The sequence below is a fragment of the Vibrio sp. 1751 genome, from assembly GCF_033339895.1.
Taxonomy (GTDB): Bacteria; Pseudomonadota; Gammaproteobacteria; order Enterobacterales; family Vibrionaceae; genus Vibrio; species Vibrio alginolyticus.
Map to the genome: position 1 here is coordinate 104668 of NZ_JAWOVM010000004.1, position 24701 is coordinate 129368.

Annotated in this window: 20 protein-coding genes; 12 read left to right on the forward strand and 8 right to left on the reverse strand. The window is 45.8% G+C overall.

Features of this window, described 5'->3' with window-relative positions; genetic code table 11:
• Window positions 1-38: 38 nt before the first annotated feature.
• The 7 genes from R7041_RS03045 to R7041_RS03075 all read left to right on the forward strand — a co-directional run bounded on the left by R7041_RS03045 (window position 39) and on the right by R7041_RS03075 (window position 7849).
• Window positions 39-1295 carry an NAD(P)/FAD-dependent oxidoreductase gene (locus R7041_RS03045; protein ID WP_017633954.1) on the forward strand — a complete coding sequence of 419 codons (1257 nt, stop codon included), beginning with the start codon at window positions 39-41 and terminating at the stop codon, window positions 1293-1295.
• A gap of 124 nt (window positions 1296-1419) precedes the next feature.
• The gene (locus R7041_RS03050; RefSeq protein WP_017633955.1) at window positions 1420-2493 is read left to right on the forward strand and encodes a polyamine ABC transporter substrate-binding protein; all 1074 of its coding nucleotides are present in this window, start codon (window positions 1420-1422) and stop codon (window positions 2491-2493) included.
• Window positions 2494-2580: 87 nt separating this feature from the next.
• A complete protein-coding gene (locus R7041_RS03055) occupies window positions 2581-3555 on the forward strand; it encodes an ornithine cyclodeaminase family protein (protein ID WP_193837471.1) in 975 nt (324 codons plus the stop codon).
• Window positions 3556-3611: 56 nt separating this feature from the next.
• Window positions 3612-4526 carry a dihydrodipicolinate synthase family protein gene (locus R7041_RS03060; RefSeq protein ID WP_033905160.1) on the forward strand — a complete coding sequence of 305 codons (915 nt, stop codon included), beginning with the start codon at window positions 3612-3614 and terminating at the stop codon, window positions 4524-4526.
• Window positions 4527-4599: 73 nt separating this feature from the next.
• Entirely contained in the window at window positions 4600-5721 is a 1122-nt protein-coding gene (locus R7041_RS03065) for an ABC transporter ATP-binding protein (RefSeq protein WP_258512760.1), read from the forward strand.
• The gene (locus R7041_RS03070) at window positions 5718-6998 is read left to right on the forward strand and encodes an ABC transporter permease (RefSeq protein WP_053350407.1); all 1281 of its coding nucleotides are present in this window, start codon (window positions 5718-5720) and stop codon (window positions 6996-6998) included. Before R7041_RS03065 ends, R7041_RS03070 begins: the two co-directional genes overlap by 4 nt.
• Window positions 6999-7000: 2 nt before the next feature.
• Window positions 7001-7849 carry an ABC transporter permease gene (locus R7041_RS03075; RefSeq protein WP_025766753.1) on the forward strand — a complete coding sequence of 283 codons (849 nt, stop codon included), beginning with the start codon at window positions 7001-7003 and terminating at the stop codon, window positions 7847-7849.
• Window positions 7850-7969: 120 nt separating this feature from the next.
• Here R7041_RS03075 and R7041_RS03080 read toward each other — a convergent pair whose 3' ends face one another.
• Complete coding sequence (locus R7041_RS03080) at window positions 7970-8404, reverse strand: hypothetical protein (RefSeq protein WP_042521922.1); 435 nt, start codon at window positions 8402-8404, stop codon at window positions 7970-7972.
• 302 nt (window positions 8405-8706) lie between these two features.
• On the opposite strand from R7041_RS03080, the gene R7041_RS03085 reads away from it, so the two are divergent.
• Window positions 8707-11151 carry a collagenase gene (locus R7041_RS03085; RefSeq protein WP_213915736.1) on the forward strand — a complete coding sequence of 815 codons (2445 nt, stop codon included), beginning with the start codon at window positions 8707-8709 and terminating at the stop codon, window positions 11149-11151.
• Between the two features lie 161 nt (window positions 11152-11312).
• On the opposite strand, the gene R7041_RS03090 is transcribed toward R7041_RS03085, so the two are convergent.
• The 7 genes from R7041_RS03090 to R7041_RS03120 all read right to left on the reverse strand — a co-directional run bounded on the left by R7041_RS03090 (window position 11313) and on the right by R7041_RS03120 (window position 20093).
• A complete protein-coding gene (locus tag R7041_RS03090; protein WP_104979061.1) occupies window positions 11313-13109 on the reverse strand; it encodes an aminopeptidase P family protein in 1797 nt (598 codons plus the stop codon).
• Window positions 13109-14101: an ABC transporter ATP-binding protein gene (locus R7041_RS03095; RefSeq protein WP_258512758.1), complete on the reverse strand. Its 993-nt coding sequence runs from the start codon at window positions 14099-14101 to the stop codon at window positions 13109-13111. The genes R7041_RS03090 and R7041_RS03095 overlap by 1 nt, the downstream gene beginning before the upstream one ends.
• A 9-nt stretch (window positions 14102-14110) precedes the next feature.
• A complete protein-coding gene (locus tag R7041_RS03100) occupies window positions 14111-15094 on the reverse strand; it encodes an ABC transporter ATP-binding protein (protein WP_258512757.1) in 984 nt (327 codons plus the stop codon).
• A 10-nt stretch (window positions 15095-15104) separates the two neighbouring features.
• On the reverse strand, window positions 15105-16037 hold the full coding sequence (locus R7041_RS03105) for an ABC transporter permease subunit (protein ID WP_258512756.1): 933 nt from the start codon (window positions 16035-16037) through the stop codon (window positions 15105-15107).
• Window positions 16038-16046: 9 nt separating this feature from the next.
• Window positions 16047-16967, reverse strand: a complete 921-nt coding sequence (oppB, locus tag R7041_RS03110; RefSeq protein ID WP_005377838.1) for an oligopeptide ABC transporter permease OppB — start codon at window positions 16965-16967, stop codon at window positions 16047-16049.
• A gap of 144 nt (window positions 16968-17111) precedes the next feature.
• Window positions 17112-18722: a peptide ABC transporter substrate-binding protein gene (locus R7041_RS03115; RefSeq protein WP_053350403.1), complete on the reverse strand. Its 1611-nt coding sequence runs from the start codon at window positions 18720-18722 to the stop codon at window positions 17112-17114.
• A gap of 264 nt (window positions 18723-18986) precedes the next feature.
• A complete protein-coding gene (locus R7041_RS03120) occupies window positions 18987-20093 on the reverse strand; it encodes a M20/M25/M40 family metallo-hydrolase (protein ID WP_258512755.1) in 1107 nt (368 codons plus the stop codon).
• Window positions 20094-20632: 539 nt separating this feature from the next.
• On the opposite strand from R7041_RS03120, the gene hppD reads away from it, so the two are divergent.
• Genes hppD through maiA form a run of 4 tightly spaced genes read left to right on the forward strand, consistent with a single transcriptional unit; the run spans window position 20633 to window position 24566 of the window.
• Window positions 20633-21706: a 4-hydroxyphenylpyruvate dioxygenase gene (gene hppD, locus R7041_RS03125; protein ID WP_005377835.1), complete on the forward strand. Its 1074-nt coding sequence runs from the start codon at window positions 20633-20635 to the stop codon at window positions 21704-21706.
• On the forward strand, window positions 21699-22829 hold the full coding sequence (locus R7041_RS03130) for a homogentisate 1,2-dioxygenase (RefSeq protein ID WP_017633969.1): 1131 nt from the start codon (window positions 21699-21701) through the stop codon (window positions 22827-22829). The genes hppD and R7041_RS03130 overlap by 8 nt, the downstream gene beginning before the upstream one ends.
• A 9-nt stretch (window positions 22830-22838) precedes the next feature.
• A complete protein-coding gene (locus tag R7041_RS03135; protein WP_258512753.1) occupies window positions 22839-23876 on the forward strand; it encodes a fumarylacetoacetate hydrolase family protein in 1038 nt (345 codons plus the stop codon).
• A gap of 21 nt (window positions 23877-23897) precedes the next feature.
• Window positions 23898-24566: a maleylacetoacetate isomerase gene (maiA, locus tag R7041_RS03140; protein WP_213866575.1), complete on the forward strand. Its 669-nt coding sequence runs from the start codon at window positions 23898-23900 to the stop codon at window positions 24564-24566.
• The last annotated feature ends 135 nt before the right edge of the window (window positions 24567-24701 follow it).

Here is a 24701-nt window from a genome sequence, read left to right on the forward strand (position 1 = left end):
TACAATCTACGTTTTCAAGTGTGACTCGGAGCATATTTATGTTGGTCAAGGATGAAACCAAAAAGGAAAGGATCGCCGTGATAGGTGCGGGGATTATTGGCTTATCAATTGGATTGAAGTTGCAGCAGCAAGGTTATCAAGTCACGATTTTTGATCCCAATGGCGTGGGGAATGGATGCTCTAAGGGAAATGCAGGTCATATCGCGACTGAGCAAATCTTCCCTCTTGCAACGCCAGCGCTGCTTCCACAATTACCTAAAATGCTGCTAGATTCCAAAAGTCCGGTTTCGATCCGTTGGCAAGATATTCCAAACACAATCGGGTGGATGATTCGTTTTCTATTACAAACCAAGCCATCAGCCGCGGAGCGGGCAAAAAACGCGATTAAGAGTCTTAACGAGCGGTCAGTGGCAAGTTGGCGTGGCGTGCTTGATTCAATCGGAAAAGCGCATCTAATAAAAATGAATGGTTCATTGCTCACTTTTGAAAACGAGAAACTGTTTCAGAATTATCAAAGTACGCTTAACTCACTGGCTAAAAACGGTGTGACGCATCAAGTTTGGACACAAGAGGCGATTCGAGAGCGAATACCTGATCTCAGCCATAAGGTTCGTATCGGAGTCTTTTTTCCCGAAACCGGTCATACGCTAGACCCTTATCAGCTCTGTGCTGAGCTAAGTGAAGCTTTTGAAGTTCTTGGCGGTAAGGTTTTACAAAAAGGTGTATCTGCGTTGGCGAAAAATGGCGATGTGCTGGTTGAGTCTCAAACACATTCATTTGACCGAATCATTGTTGCCGCTGGTGTACATTCTAAGCCTTTGATACGGCAACTAACCGGAGTCAAAGTGCCTATTCAAGCCGAGCGTGGTTATCACCTAATGGTGGATGACAAGCGTGATGTACTGCCATTTCCTATTAGCTCTGCCGATAGAAAATTCATCATGACTCCGATGTCAGGTGGGCTACGCTTGGCAGGCACTGTGGAGTATGCCGATGTAGAATCACCACCCAATATGAAACGTTCAGAAATGCTTTTTCAGTTAGGTGATGAGATGTTTGAATCGGGGTTACATTCACTCAAGCAAGGAGAAAAGTGGATGGGTAATCGGCCTTCAACAGTCGACTCGTTACCGGTTATTGATAGCATTTGGGATGGAAATGTATTACTGGCATTTGGCCACCAACACCTTGGATTAACTCAAGCGGCGATTACGGCAGATCTCCTTTTAGAGCTTATCGAAGGAAAGCCGACATCGATTGATCTTTCACCTTTTTCATTACAACGATTTGCCTGAAAAATTTAATATTAAATATTGTATAAAATATATTAAATGCTAATGTTAACTTAATTTTAACAAAAACTGGTATCCAACAGCCGTACTCGGATGCCTCCAGAAAAACAACCAAAAGGAGTAAAACATGTCACGAATGACCAAAGCACCATTGGCGCTGTTGATCTCAGGAATGCTGTTGGGGACCTCTGCTTATGCTGAAGACAAATTGACGGTCGTATCTTGGGGTGGTGCATTCACCAAGAGCCAAGTGGAGGCATATCATAAGCCTTTCATTAAAAAAACAGGTGTTGAGATCGTATCCGAGGATTTCAGCGGCGGATTAGCCGAAATTAAAGCACAGGTGGAAGCGAACAATGTGCGCTGGGATTTGGTTTCTCTCGACAAGCCGGACATTGTTCGTGGTTGTGCAGAAGGGCTATTAGAACCAGTGAGCCCAAGTATTTTGCCTCCGGGAGCTGATGGAACACCAGCACAAGAGGATTTTATTGATGGTGCGATTCACGAATGCGCAATCAATACCATCGTTGTGTCCACTGTATTAGCGGTGAACGAAGACGCGTTTAAAGGTAAGGCTTTGCCAAGCAAGTTGACCGATCTTTTTGACCTAAAAACTTTTCCAGGTCGACGTGCATTGCAAAAACAACCTCAGGGCAATCTTGAGTGGGCACTATTGGCTGATGGTGTAAAGCCAGAAGAGGTCTACAGCCTGCTCGAAACCGAAGCGGGGCGTGAGCGTGCTTTTGCTAAGTTGGATACGATCAAATCAGAAGTACTGTGGTGGACAACAGGTGCCCAGCCACCTCAAATGCTTGCAGACAAAGAAGTGGTGATCGCCTCGGCGTTTAACGGCCGAATCCACAATGCCCGTAAAGATGAAGGTCAACCATTTCGGATTATATGGGACCGTCAAATGGGTTACATGAATGGATGGGCGATACCTAAAGGGAGTGAGAACACAAAGCTTGCATTGGACTTTATTGCTTTTTCTTCAGGAACAAAACCATTAGCTGATCAAGCTAAGTACGTTGCCTATGGGCCTACGCGTAAGTCGTCTTCGGCGGAGGTGAACCCAGACATTTTAGCGAACCTTCCTACCGCACCTCAAAACTTCCAAACCGCCTTCCTGATTAACGATGAATGGTGGTCAGACTACGCGGATGAACTCAATGAAGAGTTCAACACCTGGCTGCTTAACTAGGCGTTAATTTTTGTATGGGGCCGAGTTTTCATCCATAAGCGAGGTTCCGTACTTTTCCTCAACTGTATTTATGTTTTCGGAGAAATGATGAAAGTCATCGAAGCACAGCAAGTCGCGCAATGTTTAACAATGAAGTCTCTTATTGAAACGATGCGTGAAATGTACTCGCGGCCAGCAACAATACCTCAACGCCGAGTCATGCCCTTAGAAGAGGGAGAATACGAGGCGTTTGCGCTACTTCCTGCTTGGAACCAGGAGTTAATTGCGGTGAAAGCCTTTACGTATTTCCCGCATAACCCCGAGCAAGGAAAAGATACGCTTGCATCTAAGCTGCTTGTTTTTAGACGAAACGATGGTGAGCCGCTCGCACTCGTGGACGGTAAAGTTTTAACGTTTTGGCGCACCGCCGCAGCTTCTGCGTTGGCAGCGGACTATTTGGCGCGTCCCGGTGCTGATCGTCTGTTGATCTGCGGAACGGGCAATCTTGCGCCTTATTTTGCGTGGGCATACGCTGCGGTTCGCCCACTTAAGCAGGTTTATATTTGGGGGCGTAACTCAGACAAAGCCGAGGCGACGGTAGATGCCATTGTGTCATCTTCAGAGTATCAATCGCTTCCTGATGAGCGTCGGTTCCGTGTTTCAGTCGTAGAAAAAGTGGACCACGTTATCAAACACGTTGACATCATCAGCTGTATTACCGCATCAGCAGAGCCTTTGTTTAATGGCGCAGACGTGCTGCAGGGCACCCATATTGATTTGGTCGGTAATCATGATTTGGACAAGCGTGAATGCGACTCTAAAGCAGTGCAACGAGCACAGGTGTATGTTGATAGCCGTATTAATGTATTAGCCGAAGCGGGCGATCTTCTCATTCCAATTCAAGAGGGCGTGTTCACTTCAGACGATATCAAAGGGGAATTACCGCAGCTTTGCGCCCAACAAATCTCAGGACGTCAAAACGATGAGGTCATTACTTTATACAAATCAGTTGGCAGTGCTTTGGCTGATTTGGCCGCTGTAAAGGCGGTGTTGTTAGAAAATGGCATAGATAGCCATGTCTGAGCATTTTCGCTCGTTCATTTAAATTGCATACAATATACATATAAGGAAGGTAGTTCATGAAAATTGATTGGAAAGGTGTTTATCCGGCGGTCAGTACGCAATTCCGTCAAGATCAGTCAATCGACTTAGACGCAACGCAAACTGTTATAGATAACCAAATTAAAGATGGTGTGAATGGCATTATCTGCTTGGGTACTGTCGGTGAGAACTGTGCGTTGTACCCGGAGGAGAAACGCCAGGTCTTGCAAGCGGCAAAAGAAGTCGTAAATGGCCGTGTGCCTTTGATTGCTGGTACAGCAGAGTCTATTACCACAGCAGCTGTTGATTACATGCAGGATGCGCACAAAATTGGTATCGATGGTTGTATGGTGATGCCTGCCATGGTTTACCGCACGTCTGAGAGCGAAACGTTCGAATATTACCGCACGCTAGCAGAAGCAACGCCAGAAATGCCAATCATGATTTACAACAACCCGGTTGCTTATGGTGTCGATGTAAACCTCGATATTATGGCGAAACTGGCTGAGTTTGAAAGTATTGTAGCTATCAAAGAGTCGACCACTGATACTCGTCGTATCACTGAGCTTTACAATAAATTTGATGACCGCTTTACCGTGTTCAGTGGTGTTGATGACATCGCTCTTGAATCATTGATGCTAGGTGCGACCGGCTGGATTTCTGGTTTAACCAACGCATTCCCAGAAGAATCCGTCGCGATTTATAAACTGGCAAGCCAAGGTCGTTATGCTGAAGCGTTAGAAATCTACCGTTGGTTCTTACCGCTACTGCGTTTAGACACCATTCCTACGCTGGTTCAGTGCATAAAATTGGCCGAGCAAGTCTGCGGACGTGGCTCTGAACAAGTTCGTGCGCCACGCCAACTCTTACAAGGTGAAGAGCGTCAACAAGTCATTCAAATGGTTGAACATGCGTTAGAAACCCGCTTAGACCTATCCAAATACAATCTGTAATTGTGCTGTTTAGTAGAGCGTTAACTGACGCTCTACTCATTCGTAATATTCAAAAAATGAGAAGAGGGAAGTCATGAGCACGGAAAACAAGGACTATGTCAGCTTTCAACACGTTAAGAAAACCTACGATGGCACGAATTTGGTGGTGAAAGACTTCAACTTAGATATTACTCCTGGAGAGTTCGTTACTATGTTGGGGCCGTCAGGATCGGGCAAGACCACTTGCTTGATGATGCTAGCAGGCTTTGAAACTGCGACCGGTGGAGACATTTATATCGATGGCGTTCCTGTCAATCATCTCGCGCCGCACAAGCGCGATATTGGTATGGTGTTTCAAAACTATGCGTTGTTTCCACATATGACCATTGCTGAGAATCTTGCGTTTCCTTTAAAGGTGCGAAAACTCGACAGTGACACGATTCAAAGCAAAGTTCAGAGTGTATTAGAAATGGTCGAGCTTGAGCATGTTGCGACTCGATACCCGAAGCAGTTATCAGGTGGTCAACAACAGCGTGTTGCGTTAGCGCGAGCATTAGTGTTTGAGCCTAAACTCGTGTTGATGGATGAACCACTAGGCGCGTTAGATAAGCAGCTGCGTGAGCAAATGCAGATGGAAATTAAACATTTGCATGAAAAGCTTGGCATTACCATTTTGTATGTGACGCACGATCAAGACGAAGCTCTCACTATGTCCGACCGTATTGCGGTTTTTAATCACGGCGAAGTGCAACAACTCGCGACACCAACCGAGCTTTATGAATCTCCGAGTAATACGTTTGTTGCGCAGTTTATCGGAGAAAACAACCAACTCTCAGGTTTAGTCAAAGAGTGGAACGGAAAGTATTGCCAAGTGCTCGTTGGGAAAGAGTTATTTACTGCGAAACCTGTCAGAGTCTCTGAGCAAGGGCAGAGAACAACACTTTCCATTCGACCAGAAAAGATTGTTATTCAACCAGAGAAAGCGTCTTGTGAGAACCAAGTCTCGGGCGTCCTACGAGAATTGATTTATCACGGTGATCATTATCGTCTGGTCGTCGAAGTAGAGAGCGTTGGTCACTTCATCGTTAAAGTACCTAACGATAATCGTAAACACTTGCAGTTAACGCCTGACTCAATTTGTCGTATTGGTTGGCAAAGTGACGATTGCCATGCTCTTGATGGGACACAAACTCAAAGTAGCGAGGTAGCAGCATGAGTCGAGAGCTAACCGCATTAGATTCTGTATTGGAAATCGAACGCCAAGTTCATGAGCAAGAAACCAATTTGAAAGCGCAGTTGCAAAAGGCCGAGCGCCGAAAAAAGCTTCGCTCCATTATGCTCACAACGCCATTGGTGTGTTTTATTCTGCTTACGTTTGCTTTTCCTATCCTCGACATGCTTTATCGAAGCGTGGATAACCGAGAAATATCCCTGTCACTACCACAAACTATTCAAGCCTTAGAAAGTTGGGATTATCAAGGTCAGCCTCATCAAGAAGTCATTGAGGCATTCTCTGTTGAAGTACTTGCGCTTTATCAAAGCAAAGAGCTGCCGAAAATAGCCAACCGGATGAATATTGAAGAGTCTGGTATGCGCAGTTTACTCATGAAAACCGGCAGAAAGTTGTCTCGTTTGACGTCGCTGCCGAGCTCGGTGACACAGTTGGCTAAGCTGGATAAGCGATGGACTAATCCTAAATATTGGGCGGCGTTTAAGAATCTTAGTGGCGCATTAACATTCAGTCACTATCTTGCAGCGCTAGACTTGCAAGTGAATGAGTTTGGAGACATTGAGCCCCAACCAGAAAAACGCCAAATATACGTCGACCTTTTCTTTAAAACTTTTTGGATGTCTATTTCAATCACCTTAATTTGTTTGGTGATGGCGTACCCCGTTGCTTACCTGCTTGCCAATTTACCTGATAAGCGCGCGAACTTACTTTTAATTATTGTGCTGCTGCCATTTTGGACATCATTGTTAGTCAGAACCACGTCTTGGATTGTTCTGCTGCAAAACCAAGGGGTCATTAATGATCTCCTTATTTGGTCGGGTTTTACTTCTGAGCGAATTCAGATGATTCACAATACCTTCGGAACGGTGGTGTCTATGGTGCACATTCTGTTGCCTTTTATGATCCTGCCTCTGTATAGCGTAATGAAAGGAATTAGCCCAACTTATTTCCGTGCCGCTCGTTCTCTAGGCGCGACGCCTTTCATTGCGTTCATCAAAGTTTATATGCCGCTTACGTTACCGGGGATAGGTGCGGGGGCCTTGCTTACTTTCATTCTTTCTATTGGCTTCTACATTACGCCCGCTTTGGTTGGTGGAAGAAGCGGACAGATGATCTCCAATATGATTGCCTATCATATGCAGACATCACTGAACTGGGGGATGGCTGGCGCATTGGGTGGACTGCTTTTGTTCGTTGTACTGGTTCTGTTTTATATATTCAACCGTGTGGTTGGTATTAATAACCTTAAGGTAGGAGGATAACCATGGCATTACCAAACTATGCATCAAAAGTAGAGCGAGTTGCTTACGCAGGTTACTTAGCTTTTTGTGGGTTGGTGCTGTTCTTTTTAATCGCTCCAATTCTGACCATCATCCCGTTATCGTTTAATGCAACGCCTTACTTTACTTTTACCGAGGGGATGTTAAACCTTGATTCGGAAGCGTATTCTACTCGCTGGTATCAAGAAATGTTTACTAGTGATCAGTGGCTGTTGGCGCTGAAAAATAGCACGTTCATTGCTTTTATGGCGACACTCGTTGCAACAGGGCTGGGAACTCTGGCGGCGTTGGGTTTAGCAAGTAGTAACTTGCCTTTTCGCAATACGATTATGGCGCTGTTGATCTCGCCCATGATCGTACCAGTCATTATCTCTGCTGCTGCGATGTACTTTTTCTACACACGCCTTGGCTTATCACAAACTTATTTAGGCGTCATTTTGGCACACGCTGCGTTAGGTACGCCTTTTGTCGTCATTACCGTTACTGCGACGTTAAGCGGCTTTGACCATAGCTTGGTAAAAGCGGCGGCTAGCTTAGGAGCAAACCCTGTTTATACTTTCAGACACATTACCTTTCCTCTGATTCGTCCGGGGATGATTTCTGGCGGCTTGTTTGCTTTTGGCACTTCGTTCGACGAGGTTGTGGTGGCGTTATTCCTGACTGGGGCAGAACAAAAAACCGTTCCTAGGCAGATGTGGTCAGGAATTCGAGAGCAAATCAGTCCGACTATATTGGCGGTCGCTACGTTGCTGATTTTTATGTCGGTGTGTTTGCTCGTGACTTTAGAAGTTCTACGTAGGCGTAATGTACGCATTCGAGGCATTCAAGAATAACCAAACTTTTTCTTTGTTGCTCGCTACGCACTTTTGTTTAGGTGCTCCTCAATTTTTGACCAAATGCGCCTCATTGTAGGCGCTTGTCTTTTGTGTTTATCATCAGCGATGACTGACATGTCACTCCTGTAGATTAATGCCAGCCTGCTCGAAACGTGCCAAAGGCGACTTGTTTGATCGCTGATACCAACTAGCTGGCATGTTTGGTTTAAGTCGGGCTTTCTCTTCCTTGCTAATCACAACATAGTGCAAAAACGCATTAAGTGTGGTTACCATCACGTTAAACGTCATTTCCCCATCTTTGCTGATGGATTTCAATAACCCAACGACGGTTTCCTCAGAGACTAACGGTTCAACCACCGCCTTTTTTCGCTCTTTTATTGATGTTGAAGCGGGCAGTCTTGCACGTGCCGTCTCCCAACAAACTTTGTTGGTTTTACTGACAAGGTTGTGCTTGTAGCAGTAGTAACTGAATAAAAAGCGTGGCAGGTTTTGCCAGCGTTCGGCTTGGACTTCTAACCAAAGATGTTGTAGCTCAATATCAGCGTCGGTCATAGGAGTTGTTTAGCAAAAAGAAAAGAAACCATTTTATCGCTTTTGTGAGGAGCAATAAAAGATATTTGAATGGAAAGATAAACAACTAGTTGATCAATATTACTAAAGCAAATCGATTTCTGGCAAGCTCGTGCAACGGCAACTCGAGTACCAAAAACTGACACCGTCACGTTCAGTTGTTAACAAAATGTTTCATCTTGTCTTGCGAGTAGATTATATGGAGATGCTCTTGCAGTAATAAGGGCAGTGGCGATGCAAAAGACGTAATGCATTTAAGGAAAACTCAATATAGAAGAAATTAGATGGAACTGAAGACTTTGAGTGTCGCGATTGCGACAACATTAACCAGCACTGGCGTATTTGCGTTAAGCGAGCCAGTTTCTCAAGTTACAGAGCAACATGCACATTCGGCTCATACACACGGTGTTGAATCCAATCGAGTTGAATACCAACCAACCGCAACTCTCCCTATTCAGCCCTCCAAGGCAACTCGAGTACAGTCACTTGAAAGCCTTGATGAGTCGAGCACTGCTTGTGATTTGGAAGCATTGGTTACCGAAAGCAGTAACCAATTGATCAGCGAAATTTTAAGTCAGGGCGCGACGTGCGTGAACCAGTTATTCTCTGCTGAAAGTCGGATTCAGGAGTCGGTATTTAGCTCCGATCATATGTACAACATTGCGAAGCGCACTACGACATTGGCGAAGGGGTATACAGGTGGCGGGAGCGATGAACTCGAAACGTTTTTCTTATACTTGCGCGCGGGTTATTACGCCGAGTTTTACAATGACAACATCTCATTTATTGAATGGGTTACCCCAGCGGTGAAAGAATCCGTGGATGCGTTTGTTAATAACGCAAACTTCTATGAGAACAGCGACCGTCACGGCAAAGTGCTTAGTGAAGTCATCATCACTATGGATAGTGCGGGCTTGCAGCACGCGTACCTACCGCAAGTGACCCAGTGGCTTACACGTTGGAATGATCAATACGCCCAGCACTGGTATATGCGCAATGCAGTTAACGGTGTTTTCACTATTTTGTTTGGTGGGCAGTGGAACGAGCAATTTGTGCAAATAATTGGCAACCAAACGGACCTTGCCAAAGCTTTAGGCGATTTTGCTCTGAGGGCGTCATCAATCGGTGCTGAAGATGAGTTTATGGCCGCGAATGCGGGGCGAGAGCTCGGGCGTCTGACCAAGTATACAGGTAACGCGAGTTCTGTTGTGAAGAGTCAGCTGAGTCGAATCTTTGAACAGTATGAAATGTATGGTCGGGGTGACGCGGTTTGGCTTGCGGCGGCGGACACCGCCTCATATTACGCAGATTGTAGTGAGTTCGGAATTTGTAATTTCGAAACTGAGCTAAAAGGCTTGGTGCTATCGCAAACTTATACCTGTAGTCCGACAATTCGAATATTGTCCCAGAATATGACGCAAGAGCAACACGCGGCCGCATGTTCTAAAATGGGTTACGAAGAGGGTTACTTTCATCAGTCTTTAGAAACGGGTGAACAGCCAGTAAAAGATGACCACAACACTCAGCTCCAAGTCAATATCTTCGATTCAAGCACTGATTATGGTAAGTACGCAGGGCCAATTTTCGATATTAGTACTGACAATGGCGGTATGTACTTGGAGGGCGACCCTTCCCAGCCGGGGAATATTCCCAACTTTATTGCTTATGAAGCCTCTTATGCGAACGCGGATCACTTTGTCTGGAACCTAGAGCACGAATACGTGCATTACTTAGATGGTCGATTTGATCTCTATGGAGGGTTTAGTCATCCAACTGAAAAAATAGTGTGGTGGAGTGAAGGCATTGCAGAGTATGTCGCTCAAGAAAATGACAACCAAGCAGCACTTGAGACGATTTTAGACGGCTCGACATATACCTTAAGTGAGATTTTCGAGACTACTTATGATGGGTTTGATGTCGATCGAATTTATCGTTGGGGGTACTTAGCTGTACGTTTTATGTTTGAAAATCATAAAGATGACGTAAACCAAATGCTGGTGGAAACACGCCAAGGGAATTGGAGCAATTACAAGGCAACGATCACCCAATGGGCGAATTTATATCAAAGTGAGTTTGAGCAGTGGCAGCAAGCCCTTGTCTCAAATGGTGCACCTAATGCAGTCATAACCGCAAACAACAAGGGGAAAGTCGGTGAAAGCATTACATTTAGCAGTGAAAACAGTACAGACCCAAACGGGAAGATCGTCAGCGTCTTATGGGACTTCGGTGATGGCTCGACAAGTACACAAACCAAGCCGACGCACCAATATGGGAGTGAAGGGGAGTATTCGGTCAGTCTAAGTGTGACAGACAGTGAAGGCTTGACTGCAACCGCCACTCATAGTGTTGTTATCTCAACGTTGGGCGGTAATGACACATTGCCACAAGACTGCGCGGTGCAAAGTAAAGTAAGCGGTGGGCGCCTAACAGCAGGAGAGCCCGTTTGCTTGGCAAATCAACAAACCATTTGGCTAAGCGTGCCAGCGGTGAATGAGAGCTCAAATCTGGCGATAACGACGGGGAATGGTACGGGCAACCTAAAGCTTGAATACAGTAACTCTGGTTGGCCGGATGATACTAATCGTCACGGGTGGTCAGATAATATTGGTAATGGAGAGTGTATTACGTTGTCAAATCAGAGTAACTACTGGGGCTACGTTAAAGTATCTGGTGACTTTGAGAATGCCGCCATCGTCGTTGATTTTGATACTCAGAAGTGTCGTCAGTAGGGCATTTTAACTGCATCATTTTAATTTAATTGATCGCCTCGCTAACATTGCGGGGCGTTTTTGTTTTTCACGCCGTTATCTCTATAAAAAAAACCAGCCCGAAGGCTGGCAAACAAGGAGTTTGAGATGAAAATGAAAACGTTATAAAGCTTGCTGATATCCTATTTCTCAATAAGTTGGGTTGTGCGTTGAAGCCAGTTTTTATCTTGCGTATCAAGAAAAGGGCTAAGTGCTTGATAGACTCGTGAATGGTAATGATTGAGCCAGTCTAGCTCTGCTTGATCTAGCATTGATAAGTCAAGGGCGTTGGTCGCAATTGGAGCAAGAGTGATGGTCTCAAAACCGTAGAACGTGCCGAACTCATTTTGTTCTACTTCTACAACTTTAAGAATGTTCTCTATTCTTACCCCGTACTCACCTTCGCGATAAACGCCTGGTTCATTAGTAATGACCATACCCGGTTTTAGCTCAACCTCGCGGTGGCTTTGCGAGAAATTTTGTGGGCCTTCATGAACATTCAAGCAAATGCCTACGCCGTGTCCAGTGCCGCACTTGTAATCAATACCATGTTGCCATAAGACGCCGCGCGCCATGATATCAAGATTGGCACCCGTAGAGCCTTTCATGAATCGAGTCTGAGTCAGTCGGATGACCGCTTTGAGCACCAAGGTATAATCTTTGCGCTGCTTAATGGTCGGTGACCCGAAGTGGAAAGTACGGGTGATGTCTGTTGTCCCGCCAAGGTATTGGCCACCAGAATCGACGAGAAAGAAGTTGCTTTCATTGACTGCCGCATTGCTTTCTTCATCGGCGGCATAATGCATTTTTGCCCCGTGAGCTGCGAAGCCTGCGATAGTGCGGAAACTGTCACTCACATAATGTCGGGTTTGACGGCGATAGTGATTCAGTTGTGCCTCAGCAGACAATTCTGTAACGAGTCCGCTTGGAACTTGCTCTTCGAGCCAGTTCATAAACCTTACGATTGCCACACCATCATCTGTTAATGCCTGTTCTAGGCTAGTTAGCTCGGTCGCATTTTTTATGGCCTTCATTGCCGTTACAGGGCAAGCCATTGGCTTTAGATTCACATTCCCTTCAATCGAACTCACCAATAAGCTGTCTGTGTGGGTCGGGTTAAAAGCGAGCGATAATCCCTCACATTGCTGATTCAAATACTGACTTACGTAGTTGTAATGGCGAATGTGTACACTCTGCTCGGTCAGCGCTCTTTCAACGTCTTGAGGCAGTTTGGCTTTATCAATAAACAGTGTCGCAAGTGATTGCTCTACGACTAGATAGGCTTCAGAAACTGGGCAGTAATTCGTATCACCACCTCGAATATTCATTGTCCACATGACATCATCTAGCGTTGACACTAATAAGCTATCTACTTGGTTCTCGGTTAACCAAGAACGGATTCTCGCTAACTTATTTTCAGTGTCAACGCCAGCAAAAGCGGTGGGGTGCTCGAATACGGGTGCACTTGGGCGAGGTGGTCTTTCAAGCCAAATCGGTGTGAGTAAATCCAGGTCGACAATGATCTTAATGTTTTTCGTTTCAAAGGCTTGTTTGAGGCCTTGATAAAAAGCGTAACTGATGGCGCGCCCGTCAACCGCGATAATACTGTTTTCTGGTAGCGTGGTAGCCAGCCATTTGGCAACTGTCGGCGTTTCTGGTTGTTTGGCTTTAAACAGTTCAAGTCCTGTGCCGTGTAACTGTTCTTCAGCTTGAATATAGTAACGACCATCAGTCCACAGGCCACCACCTTGTTGGGTAATGACGACATCGCCTGCTGAGCCGGTAAAACCTGAAATCCAGCTTCGCGCTAACCAATGATTCGCTGAGTATTCACTGTTATGTGGGTCATTGTTGGTCACGATATATGCAGACACGTTGTGAAAGGACATTGCCTCACGCAATAACGTAAGGCGTTGGTTTACTGAGTTAGTATTGTTCATTAAATGGTTCCTAAAGTCATATTTGAGCAATAGATATGATGCTGCTCCGAGCCTGTTTTTATTGGGTTCTGTTGCCCGCATACTTCTGTTGCTTCTGGGCATCGAGTACGAAAAACGCAACCGCTAGGTGGGTTAAGTGGAGAAGGAAGGTCGCCGGGCAATAGTTGTATTTCACGGTCACGTGCTAATTGCGGATTAGCTATCGGGACAGCAGATAACAGTGCTTTGGTGTAGGGGTGTTGTGCATCGTCAAATACTTTATCGTAACGTCCTACTTCCATAGGTTTACCAAGATACATCACCATAACGCGGTCGCTGATGTGGCGCACCACGCTTAAGTCGTGCGCAATCATCACCAGTGTTAACCCCATTTCTTGTTTAAGATCATCTAGAAGATTGATGACCTGAGCTTGTATGGAGACGTCTAGCGCACTAACGGGTTCATCACACACGACCAAATCTGGATTGAGAATTAATGCTCTGGCAATGCCCACACGCTGGCATTGACCTCCGGAAAATTCATGTGGATAGCGGTTTCGCTGGCTCGCCAAGAGACCCACTTTATCCATCATAGCGATGACACGCCTTTCTACCTCTGCCCGTTTAAGTTGTGGCTCGTGGGTGAGCAGTGGTTCGGCGATGCATTCTGAGATGGTTAATCTCGGATTCAAACAAGCGGATGGGTCCTGAAACACCATCTGAAATTCTCTACGTCGAGAGGAAAGGTCTTTTTTACTAAACCCGAGCATGTCTTGACCTTTCCAAGTCAACTCGCCATGTGTAGGTTCAATTAAGCGAAGTAAGGCGCGTGCAAGCGTTGATTTTCCGCAGCCTGATTCCCCCACAATGCCAAGTGTTTCACCTCTATAAACATCTAAGTCGATACCATTGACCGCTTTCACGATTTTACGTCGACTTGGAATAAGGTGACGCGACACAGGAAAGTGGACGTTTAAATCACGAGCAGACATGAGGACTTCTTTTTTATTCATAACTCCTCCTTAAGCTTTTATTTGAATAGGAGTGATAACACTGGGTGCTTTAACGTGACAGGCAATGGACTGGCTCGTGTTCAATGGGGAAAACCGTGGGGTTTCGTATTGGCAACGCGTCTCTCGATGCTCGCACCGCTCTCTAAACGGACACCCTTGATGGTTAATCAACGCACTTGGTGGGTTACCTGGGATGGTTGGTAAACGTGGCATATCTTCAGTGATAGAAGGAATCGCCTTTAGCAGGCCTTGAGTATAGGGGTGAGCAGGTTGAGCGAACAATGTCTCGGTATCTGATTGCTCCATTTTTTGACCACCATACATGACCAATACGCGATCACACATCTCGGCGACGACGCCCATGTCGTGAGTGATCAGTAAAATAGCCGTGTTGAACTCTTGTTGTAAGTCTCGTAATAGCGTCAAAATTTGAGCCTGAACGGTTACATCTAACGCGGTGGTTGGTTCGTCTGCAATTAGCAGCTCGGGCTTACACAACAACGCCATCGCTATCATGATTCGCTGACGCATTCCGCCAGATAGCTCGTGAGGGTATTGATTCATCCGAGTTTCGGGAGAGGGAATACGCACCGCATCTAACATGTGAATCGATTCAATTTTTGCTTGTTTTCGGCTCATTCCTTTATGAATTATGAGAACTTCACAAAGCTGTTTGCCAATTTTCATGAATGGATTGAGTGACGTCATCGGATCTTGAAAGATCATTCCGATTTTCTCTGCACGGATGCGGTTGAGCTGCTTTTTCGACATCGCGAGTAAATCATCACCGTGGAACATTGCGCTTCCAGACACGGCGCCGTTGTCCGCGGTTAACCCCATTAATGCGAAAACAGATTGGCTTTTTCCCGAACCTGATTCCCCAACAATCCCAAGAGTTTCGCCCGCTTTAATCGAGTAGGAGAGATTACTGACCGCTTGCACTTGCCCATCTGGCGTATCGAAGCGCACGTTCATGTTTTCAATAGATAGCATGGGTTTGTCCTTATCGGTCTTTCGGGTCAAGAGCATCACGCAAGCCATCGCCGATGAAGTTAAAACAAAAGAGGGTGGCAACTAAAAACAGAGAGGGAAAAAGCAGCATCCACAATGCAACGTCAATTGTTTTTGCGCCTTCGGAAATCAGGATCCCCCAGCTCGTGTCTGGTGGTTGAACCCCAAGCCCTAAGAAGCTTAAAAACGATTCGAACATAATGAATCCTGATACCATTAAGGAGGAATAAACCATCACGATCCCAAGAACATTAGGCAGAACATGGCGTCGGACAATTGTCAATTTAGAAACCCCAATAGAGTGTGCGGCTTCGATGAACTCTCGCTTTTTTAGACCGAAGGTGACACCACGTACAACACGGGCAATGCCCAGCCAAGATACCATTCCGATCACGATAAAAATCAGGTAGATGTTGTTGCCAAAAAGGGTAACAAACAGGATAACCATAAACATAAATGGCACCGAATCGAGCACCTCAATAATGCGCATCATTACGCTATCGACAACGCCGCCAAGATAGCCGGAAATACTTCCCCAAATCGTACCAATAACAACGGCGACTAAGGCCCCGACAAAACCCACCAAAATAGAGAGCCTGCCGCCTTGCATCGTGCGAGCAAAGACATCTTGCCCGAGATCATCGGTACCAAAGTAATGGCCACTGCTCAGTGAAGGTTTCCCTAGTTCGTATGGATCGATGAGCACTTCCCAGTCAATTTCATCATGGCTAAAAGCGGCAAGAGAGGGGCCGAAGGTGATGCATAAGGTAATGAACGCCAAAACATACACTGATGTCATCGCGGCTCTGTTTTTACGAAATCGAGTCCATGCATCCTGCCAAAGACTGCGACCTTCGACGGCTTCAATATTGTCGACGACTTGATCTTGAAGAGCTTGTGTATCCAGTTTTTTGATCGTTAACATGCCGGACTCCTAAACGCGTATACGAGGGTCGATAATCGTATATAGCAAGTCGACCACAAGGTTAAAGAAGATAGTGAGTGAAGCGACAATCAGAGTAATGCCCATTACTAGGCCGTAGTCGCGGTTGAGAGCCCCAGACACAAAGTGTTGTCCCATGCCACCTGTACCAAAGAAAATGTCGATAATCACCGAGCCTGTCACGACAGAAACAAACGCAGGGCCGAGCATCGCAACGACGGGAATCAGGGATGGTCGCAAAGCGTGATGGAATAAAATGTAGGTTGTGGACAAACCTTTGGCTTTTGCCGTTCGAATGTATGGTTGGTTGAGCGTTTCAATCATTGCGCCACGCATGACGCGTGCAATACTCGCAATGGAGCCAATCGCCAGGCTGAGCACGGGAAGAACAAGAAAAGCCAGCTTTCCTCCTTCCCAACCACCAGCAGGGAACCAGCCGAGCTGAATAGCGAAGATCATGACTAAAACTGGAGCAAGCACGAAAGCCGGAACCACAACTCCAGTCATCGAAAGTGTCATCAGGCCGTAATCTAGGCGGCTATTTCGGTTCAATGCCGCAATGGTGCCAAGCAACATGCCAAGTGGAACGGAAATACAAAAGGAGAGTACGCCTAATACTGCTGAAACTGGCCATGATTGTGCGACGAGCTGTGTAACACTGAAGTCTTGATAAACGAAGCTCGGACCGAGATCTCCTTGTATGAAATTACCAATGTAAATCCAAAACTGAGTAAGGAAGGGCTGGTCCAAATGGAATTTTGCTTCGATATTCGCACGTACCACCTCTGGCATAGGCCGTTCCATATCAAATGGCCCCCCTGGTGCAATGTGCATCAGCCAAAATGATACGAGTGCGATGAATAGAAGCGTGGGGATAGCGATAGCTAATCGCTTAACAATGTACCAAATCATGATCCATCATCCTTTGGTCATCCGAAATCACTTCGAACGGTTATGAATAAAAAATGGTCTGAGCTCAGGTTGCCTTCTCCACCGAGAGACATGAGGAACGGCAAGTAAACATTGAACTTGCCGACTCAGACCGAAAACATGCTTTTAGTGGGCTTTTACATAGACATTCTTGCGGTAGTACGACGACTCAGGGTTTGTCAGTTCGTAGCCGCCCACGTAAGGCTTGATGAGGTATTGATCGTTACCCGGACGATAAATAGGAATAATGGCCATGTCTTCAATCAGCATGCTTTCTGCTTGTAAATACAGTTCTGATGGGTTGCTCATGGTCTTTGAGCGAGCCATTAACTCGTCGTATTGCGGGTTGTTATAACGAGAATCGTTGTACTCGCCACTAGAAACGAAGATATCCAACCATGTAGAGGCTTCATTGTAGTCGGCCGTCCAGCCGCCGCGAGTAATGTCGGTCGGCTCTTTAAGTGCGTAGAACACTTTCGGTTCTAGCTGTTTTATCGTGACTTGCGCACCCAATCGGCTTTTCCACATGCCTGCCATGGTGGTTGCCATTTTTACGTCCATTGAGAAAGTTGGTACGGTAAACGTTAACTTAAGCGGATTGCTTTTATCGTATCCAGCTTCTGACAGTAATTGCTGCGCTTTTTCGATACGTTTATGGCGGTTCCAAGTTGCGAACTCAGGAGTGTGAGATTTAAAACCATCTGTTTGAGGTGGCACAAGGGTATACATTGGAACCCCACCGTTTCTCAAAATAGCACTCGTTAACAGTTGACGGTCAATGGCATATGAGAGGGCTTTACGAACCCGCACGTCTTTTGTTGGCCCTTGTTGAGTGTTGAGGTAATAGAATGTGGAGCCAAGAGACGCACTGGTGCTTGCCACTTCTTGTGGGCGTTGTTGAATTAACTTTTTCTTCTGGGCGGCAGGAATGGAAACCGCTTGGTCTATCTCACCAGCTAGGTAGCGGTTTAGCACTACGTTTGCATCACCAATTGGTAGCCAAGTGACTTTTTCCAGCACTACATTGCTTGCGTCCCAATAATGTGGATTTTTAACCATCACCAGTTTTTCGTTAACTTTCCATTCAGAGACAGTAAACGCACCATTTGTAACGATATGCTCAGGCTGGGTCCAGCGGTTGCCATGTTTTTCAATGGTCGCTTTGTGAACGGGGGCAAGCACTGGATGACTTAATAGTTTCGTAAAGAAGGGAATAGGCTCTTCGAGTGTTACCTGGAATGTTTTTTCATCCAGCGCCTTCACGCCCAAGGACTCGGGTGCGGCGTCGCCTTTCATAATGGCTTGCGAGTTTTCGATATTTGGAATGGCCGCAAACCAAGCGTAGGGTGAAGCAGTGCTTGGATTCAGTAAGCGTTGCCAGCTGTAGACAAAATCTTGTGCAGTGACCGTTTCGCCATTTGACCATTTTGCATCACGTAAGTGGAAGGTATAAACCGTATTGTTGTCATTGACTGACCAAGACTCAGCAACACCAGGAATGGTTTTACCTTGCTTATCTTGAATGACCAGACCTTCAAACAGGTCTCGACCGAGATTAAAAGCGGGCTCTGCGGCTTGCTTGGCTGGGTCAATAGAAGTAACTTCAGCTCCATTGTTTAGCGTAATTTCTTGTATCTCAGCGAGGGTCACACCTGCGGGATACGGTGCGGCATAGCTTGATGTTGCCAGTATTGGACTCATCATCGACGCTAATAAAAGCAACTTAGGTAATTTCATCCTTGTCTCACTCTTTTCATCCTGAAAGATGCCAAAAATGTATATTGTATAAATTGTCTACACAATCGAGTTTTAACATTACTGTAACAGGGTGTCAGGTGTTGAGCTGTCTGGTCTCAAAAAGTGAGCTAGGGGAATTTCTTTGAAGATCTGATATCAAGTTGGCATGACGGGAAGTAATTTTGCTTCGATACAAATTAAAATCCCCTTCAAGCACAGGCTAGAAGGGGAAGATAGTCAGTCTGCTCTTCAAAAGGCACGACGTTAACTGACTAGGAAATGTTTCACGAACTCAGTGATTTTGACCATATCACTTACCGCGATAAACTCTTCTGTCGTGTGTACTTTTGCCATGCCAGTTGAAAGGTTGACCGTTGTGAGACCTTTCTTGTTAAAGTTGTTGGCATCGCTACCGCCGCCAGTGCCTTTTGTGAAGGCGTCAATTCCCAACTCTGAAAACGCTGCTTTTATAGCGTTTACGTGTGGGTGGTTTTCTTCAATAACAAAAGCGTCGTAGGCTCGGCTAGATTCAATTTCGACTTCTGCACCGTGTTTTTCACAGACAGACTCTAATGTTGAGATCATATGATTGACCTGAGCATCTAGTTTATCGCCATTCAGGGAGCGTGCTTCTGCCACGATTTTTAATTCAGGCATAACAATGTTTGTGGCCTGACCGCCATTCACTATACCGATGTTGGCTGTCGTTTCTTCGTCGATGCGAAGTAGCTTCATTTGGTTGATGGCATCTGCCGCCACCATGATCGCACTGATGCCTTCTTCTGGCGCAAGCCCTGCGTGTGCTGGTCGGCCTTTGATTTTTGCCATGATCTTTTGCTGGCCTGGGGCTGCGGTCACAATGGTGCCAATAGGGCCACCTGTGTCTAACACGATTGCTTCCGTTGAAGTGACGTGTGACATATCGAAGTATTGTGAACCGAATAAACCGCCTTCTTCATACACGGTGAAAGCAAGTTCTAACGTTTTGTGCTCACGGTTTTCCGCTTGAATACAACGAACGGCTTCCATGATGGCAGCAATACCAGATTTATCATCGCCACCAAGAATCGTATTGCCTTTTGAACGGATAACGCCGTCTTCGATGATTGGCTCAATGCCAATACCTGGAGTGACCGTATCCATATGACAGCTCATTAGAATAGAGCCGTCTTTTTTGCCGTCTAAACGGGCGTACACGTTAAAACCGTTAGAAATGTGCTCAGGTACTGGAAGTTTGCGTACGGTAAAGCCTAGCTCGCCTAGCTGTTCTGCCAGTGTTTCTGCAATTTGTTTTTCGTTTTTTGATTCGCTGTCGATACGTACTAGTTGGCAAAAGTGTTCAACTAAGCGTTCTTGATTGATGTGTGTCATTAGATGTCTCTTTTTCTGATCGAGCGTGAAGCCTTGTGGCTCGGCTCGATAGGGAACAGAGCACCACTTATGGCACAGTTACTTTTGAATAAAACTGAGGTGAATCAATAAAGGGGTATCCATGACACGATTCTGACCGATGAGCCTTTCGAACTGTATGAAGCGTCACGAAACATTACTTTTGATGTTTTGTAGGACCAAATGAATGAAGCAGATAGAAATAGGGGGCAATAGGCTTTCTATCCCTCTTTTACTTTTTGAGCTACGTTGCCAAGATAAAATGCCAAAGTAACAACTTGTTTACATTTTTCATGTTGGCGTAAAGCCGAAAATATCAATCTAATGTATTGAAAATAAGCAATTTGTTTGATTTTTGCGAAAGTGGATTCGATGCGCCTTCTGTGTGTAACATATATTTTACAATTATGCGTAAAAGTCGCCAAGATAAAGATTTCTCCCCACGTATTCCAATTTCTCAAGACCTGCGCCAAGTTAGACAAATAAGTCCAAACAAAAGCTACTGAGACAAGGAGAAAGTCATGGTTGATGCATATAACCCACTAGGAACAGACGGATTTGAGTTTGTTGAATATACCGCTGCAGACAACAAAGGCATTCAACAGCTTAAAGATCTGTTTATATCGTTAGGTTTTGCGGAGATTGCAAAGCATCGCTCAAAAGAAGCGTGGTTATATCGACAAGGTGACATTAGCTTTATTGTGAATGCGCAGCCGCATAGCCAAGCTGAGGGATTCGCCAAAGTTCACGGTCCGTCGGTTTGTGGCATGGCATTTCGTGTGAAAGACGCCACCGTTGCTCTGGCGCATGCGTTAGAGAATGGCGGTAAAGAATATAAAACGGAAATTGGGCCGATGGAGCTAAGCATTCCTGCTATTTATGGCATCGGTGAAAGCTTGCTTTATTTTGTCGACCGTTATGGAAAGCAGAGTATTTATGATGTCGATTTTCGTTTTTATGATGATGCTGATGAGCGTTTATCAAAAGCGAATGTTGGTCTTTACGAAATCGACCACTTAACGCACAACGTTAAGCAAGGCAACATGGATGTCTGGTCTGGTTTCTATGAGCGCATTGGTAACTTCCGCGAAATTCGTTATTTCGATATCGAAGGTAAGCTGACTGGTCTTGTCAGCCGTGCGATGACCGCACCTTGCGGCAAAATCCGAATTCCTATCAATGAGTCGTCAGATGATAAATCACAGATTGAAGAGTTTATCCGTGAATACAATGGCGAAGGTATTCAACACATCGCATTGACCACAGACGACATCTACGAAACGGTCAAAACCTTGCGTGAGCGAGGCATGGACTTTATGCCAACGCCAGATACTTATTACGAGAAAGTCGATCAGCGTGTTGAAGGCCACGGTGAAGATGTAAGCAAGCTTCGTGATTTGCAGATTCTTATTGATGGTGCGCCAACGAAAGATGGCATCTTGCTACAAATCTTTACTCAAACCGTTATCGGCCCTGTGTTCTTCGAAATCATCCAACGTAAAGGCAATGAAGGCTTTGGCGAGGGTAACTTTAAAGCGTTGTTTGAATCGATAGAAGAAGACCAAATTCGACGAGGAGTATTGAGCGATGCATAAATGGATCACATTCCCTCACCGGGAGGGAGTGTGCTCTAAACAAGCGCATGCTGACTTCCCGGAAGAGGCAATTTATGAACGTGAGGCAGGTCGAAGTGGCTTCTTCGGCCCCGCAACACATTTTCATCATCAACATGCCCCAACGGGGTGGTCTGAGTGGGAAGGCGAGCTACGTCCACGAGCATTTGATTTTAATCTAGTCGAGAAAGCCAGCCATATTACCCCTTGGGCAGTCCCGCATCTATTACACAACGCGAATTGTAAAGTTCGTGTTTGGCGTATGGATGAAAAAATGGACTTCTTGGTGAGAAACGCGGATGGCGACGAACTGCTATTCATCCACCAAGGTACGGCAGATCTCTACTGTGATTATGGTCATTTGAAAGTGAGTGAAGGGGATTATGTCATGATCCCGCGCTCAACGAGCTGGCGTTTAGAACCAAGCGAGCCGATGTTCATTCTGATGATTGAAAACACCGATGCGGCCTATACATTGCCCGAAAAAGGCATGGTTGGAAACCACGCGGTGTTTGATCCAGCGGTTTTAGAAACGCCGTCGATCAACGATCAGTTCCGTGCTCAATATTCTGAGAATCAAACACAGGTTCAGGTGAAACGCCACGATAAAGTCAGTGTTATCACTTACCCATTCAACCCGCTGGATGCGATTGGGTGGCATGGTGATTTGGCGGTAGTAAAAGTGAACTGGCGTGATATTCGTCCACTTATGTCACATCGTTACCATTTACCGCCTTCTGCACATACTACATTTGTAGGATCAGGATTTGTGGTGTGCACCTTCGTTCCTCGTCCAATTGAAAGTGATCCTGGAGCGCTCAAAGTACCGTTCTACCACAACAATGACGATTATGACGAAGTCTTGTTCTACCATGCAGGTGACTTCTTTAGTCGTGACAACATTGAAGCGGGTATGGTGACATTCCATCCAGCAGGTTTTACACATGGCCCTCACCCGAAAGCTTTCAAGGCAGGGCGAGAGCATAAGAAGACTTTTGCCGACGAAGTCGCGGTCATGATTGATACGCGTCACGCACTTCAGTTTTCGGATGAGCTGGAAAAAGTAGAAAACAAAGAATACGTCTATAGCTGGCAAGAGAAGTAAGAGGCAAGGATGAAATTAGCAACCAAGAAAAATGGCACTCGTGACGGTCTGTTGATGGTCGTGAGCAAAGACTTAACGCGCTGCGTACCAGCGACAGAAATTTTCCACCCCATGAACTTAGCACCGACGATGCAGGTGGCACTTGATAACTGGGATACGCTAGCACCGCAACTGCAAGAGCTATACGTTGCACTGAACAATGGCACGGTTGCAGGGTATGAAGAGTTTGAAGCGCACTACTGCGAGTCGCCGCTTCCTCGCGCTTATCAGTGGGCTGATGGCAGTGCTTACGTAAACCACGTTGAGTTGGTTCGAAAAGCTCGCGGCGCTGAAATGCCAGAGAGTTTTTGGACGGATCCGTTGATGTACCAAGGAGGCTCTGATGCCTTTATTGGTCCTTGTGACAACATCGAGTTTGCGAGTGATGAATGGGGTATTGATTTCGAAGGTGAAGTGGCTGTGGTAACTGGTGACGTACCAATGGGCGCGAGTGTTGCAGAGGCTCAGGAGTCGATTCGTTTGATCATGCTGGTGAATGATGTCTCACTGCGTGGGCTAATTCCCGCAGAATTAGCTAAAGGGTTTGGTTTTTTCCAATCTAAACCTTCTTCTGCGTTTTCTCCTGTGGCAGTAACACCTGACGAACTCGGCGAAGCGTGGTACGAAAACAAAGTGCATTTACCACTGGTCTCGACATACAACCACAAGCCGTTTGGTCGCCCAAATGCGGGTATCGATATGACGTTTGATTTTGCAGACTTAATTGTTCATGCGACTAAAACGCGCCCGCTATCTGCTGGGGCAATTATAGGTTCTGGCACGGTATCTAATAAGCAAGGCACCGAACATGGCACTTCGATTGAGGAGGGTGGTGTTGGTTATTCATGTATCGCGGAAGTTCGCATGATTGAAACCATTCGTGATGGTAAGCCGTCGACTAACTTCATGTCGTTTGGAGATTCAATCAGATTGGAAATGTTCGATGCGGATGGCAACAACATATTCGGTTCGATTGACCAACAAGTTAGCCAATATCTCAGGCACTAACAGTGCTGGTTGGGAGACGATATGAGCGATAGCATGATTTTATACGGATACTGGCGATCATCGGCGGCATATCGTGTGCGTATTTGCTTGAATCTTAAAGAGTTACCGTATGATTCAAAATCGGTACACTTGGTGCGCAATGGTGGCGAACAACACAGTAACGAGTACCATGAGTTAAACGCTTCTGAACTGGTTCCTTTGCTGGTGGATGGGGAGGTTCAGTTAACCCAGTCACTGGCGATCATTCAATACTTAGAAGAACACTACCCGGATGTCACTGTGATCCCCAAGCAAACGCCGCTTCGATACCAAGCGCTAGCTTTGGCTCAGGATATTGCAATGGAGATTCATCCCCTGAATAACTTGAGAGTTCTACAGTATTTAGAGGGGGAGTTAGCTTGCGAACCAGAGCGCAAAGTCGCTTGGATTCATCACTGGATCCACAAAGGTTTTACAGCATTAGAAGAGAAACTTCAGAAGCATCGTAAACTAAATGGTGATTGCAAGTTTAGCCTGACAAGCTCGCCATCTATTGTCGATATTTGTCTGGTACCACAATTTTATAACGCACAACGCTTTGGTGTAGATACTTCTCTTTATCCAACCATTAACGCTGTTGTGCAGTCATGCAATCAACTGCCAGCTTTTATTGATGCGATGCCAGAGAATCAGCCAGACGCTAATAGTTGATTCTTAGCATACATAATGTATTAACAAAATTTAAACGAGCCAATCCAAGTGTGTGATTGGCTCGTTTTTATTGGTGAGCAAAATTTTCTGTTTCTCGCTATCGTCGTGGCGCCTCAAAATTGCGAGGTTTTGTTG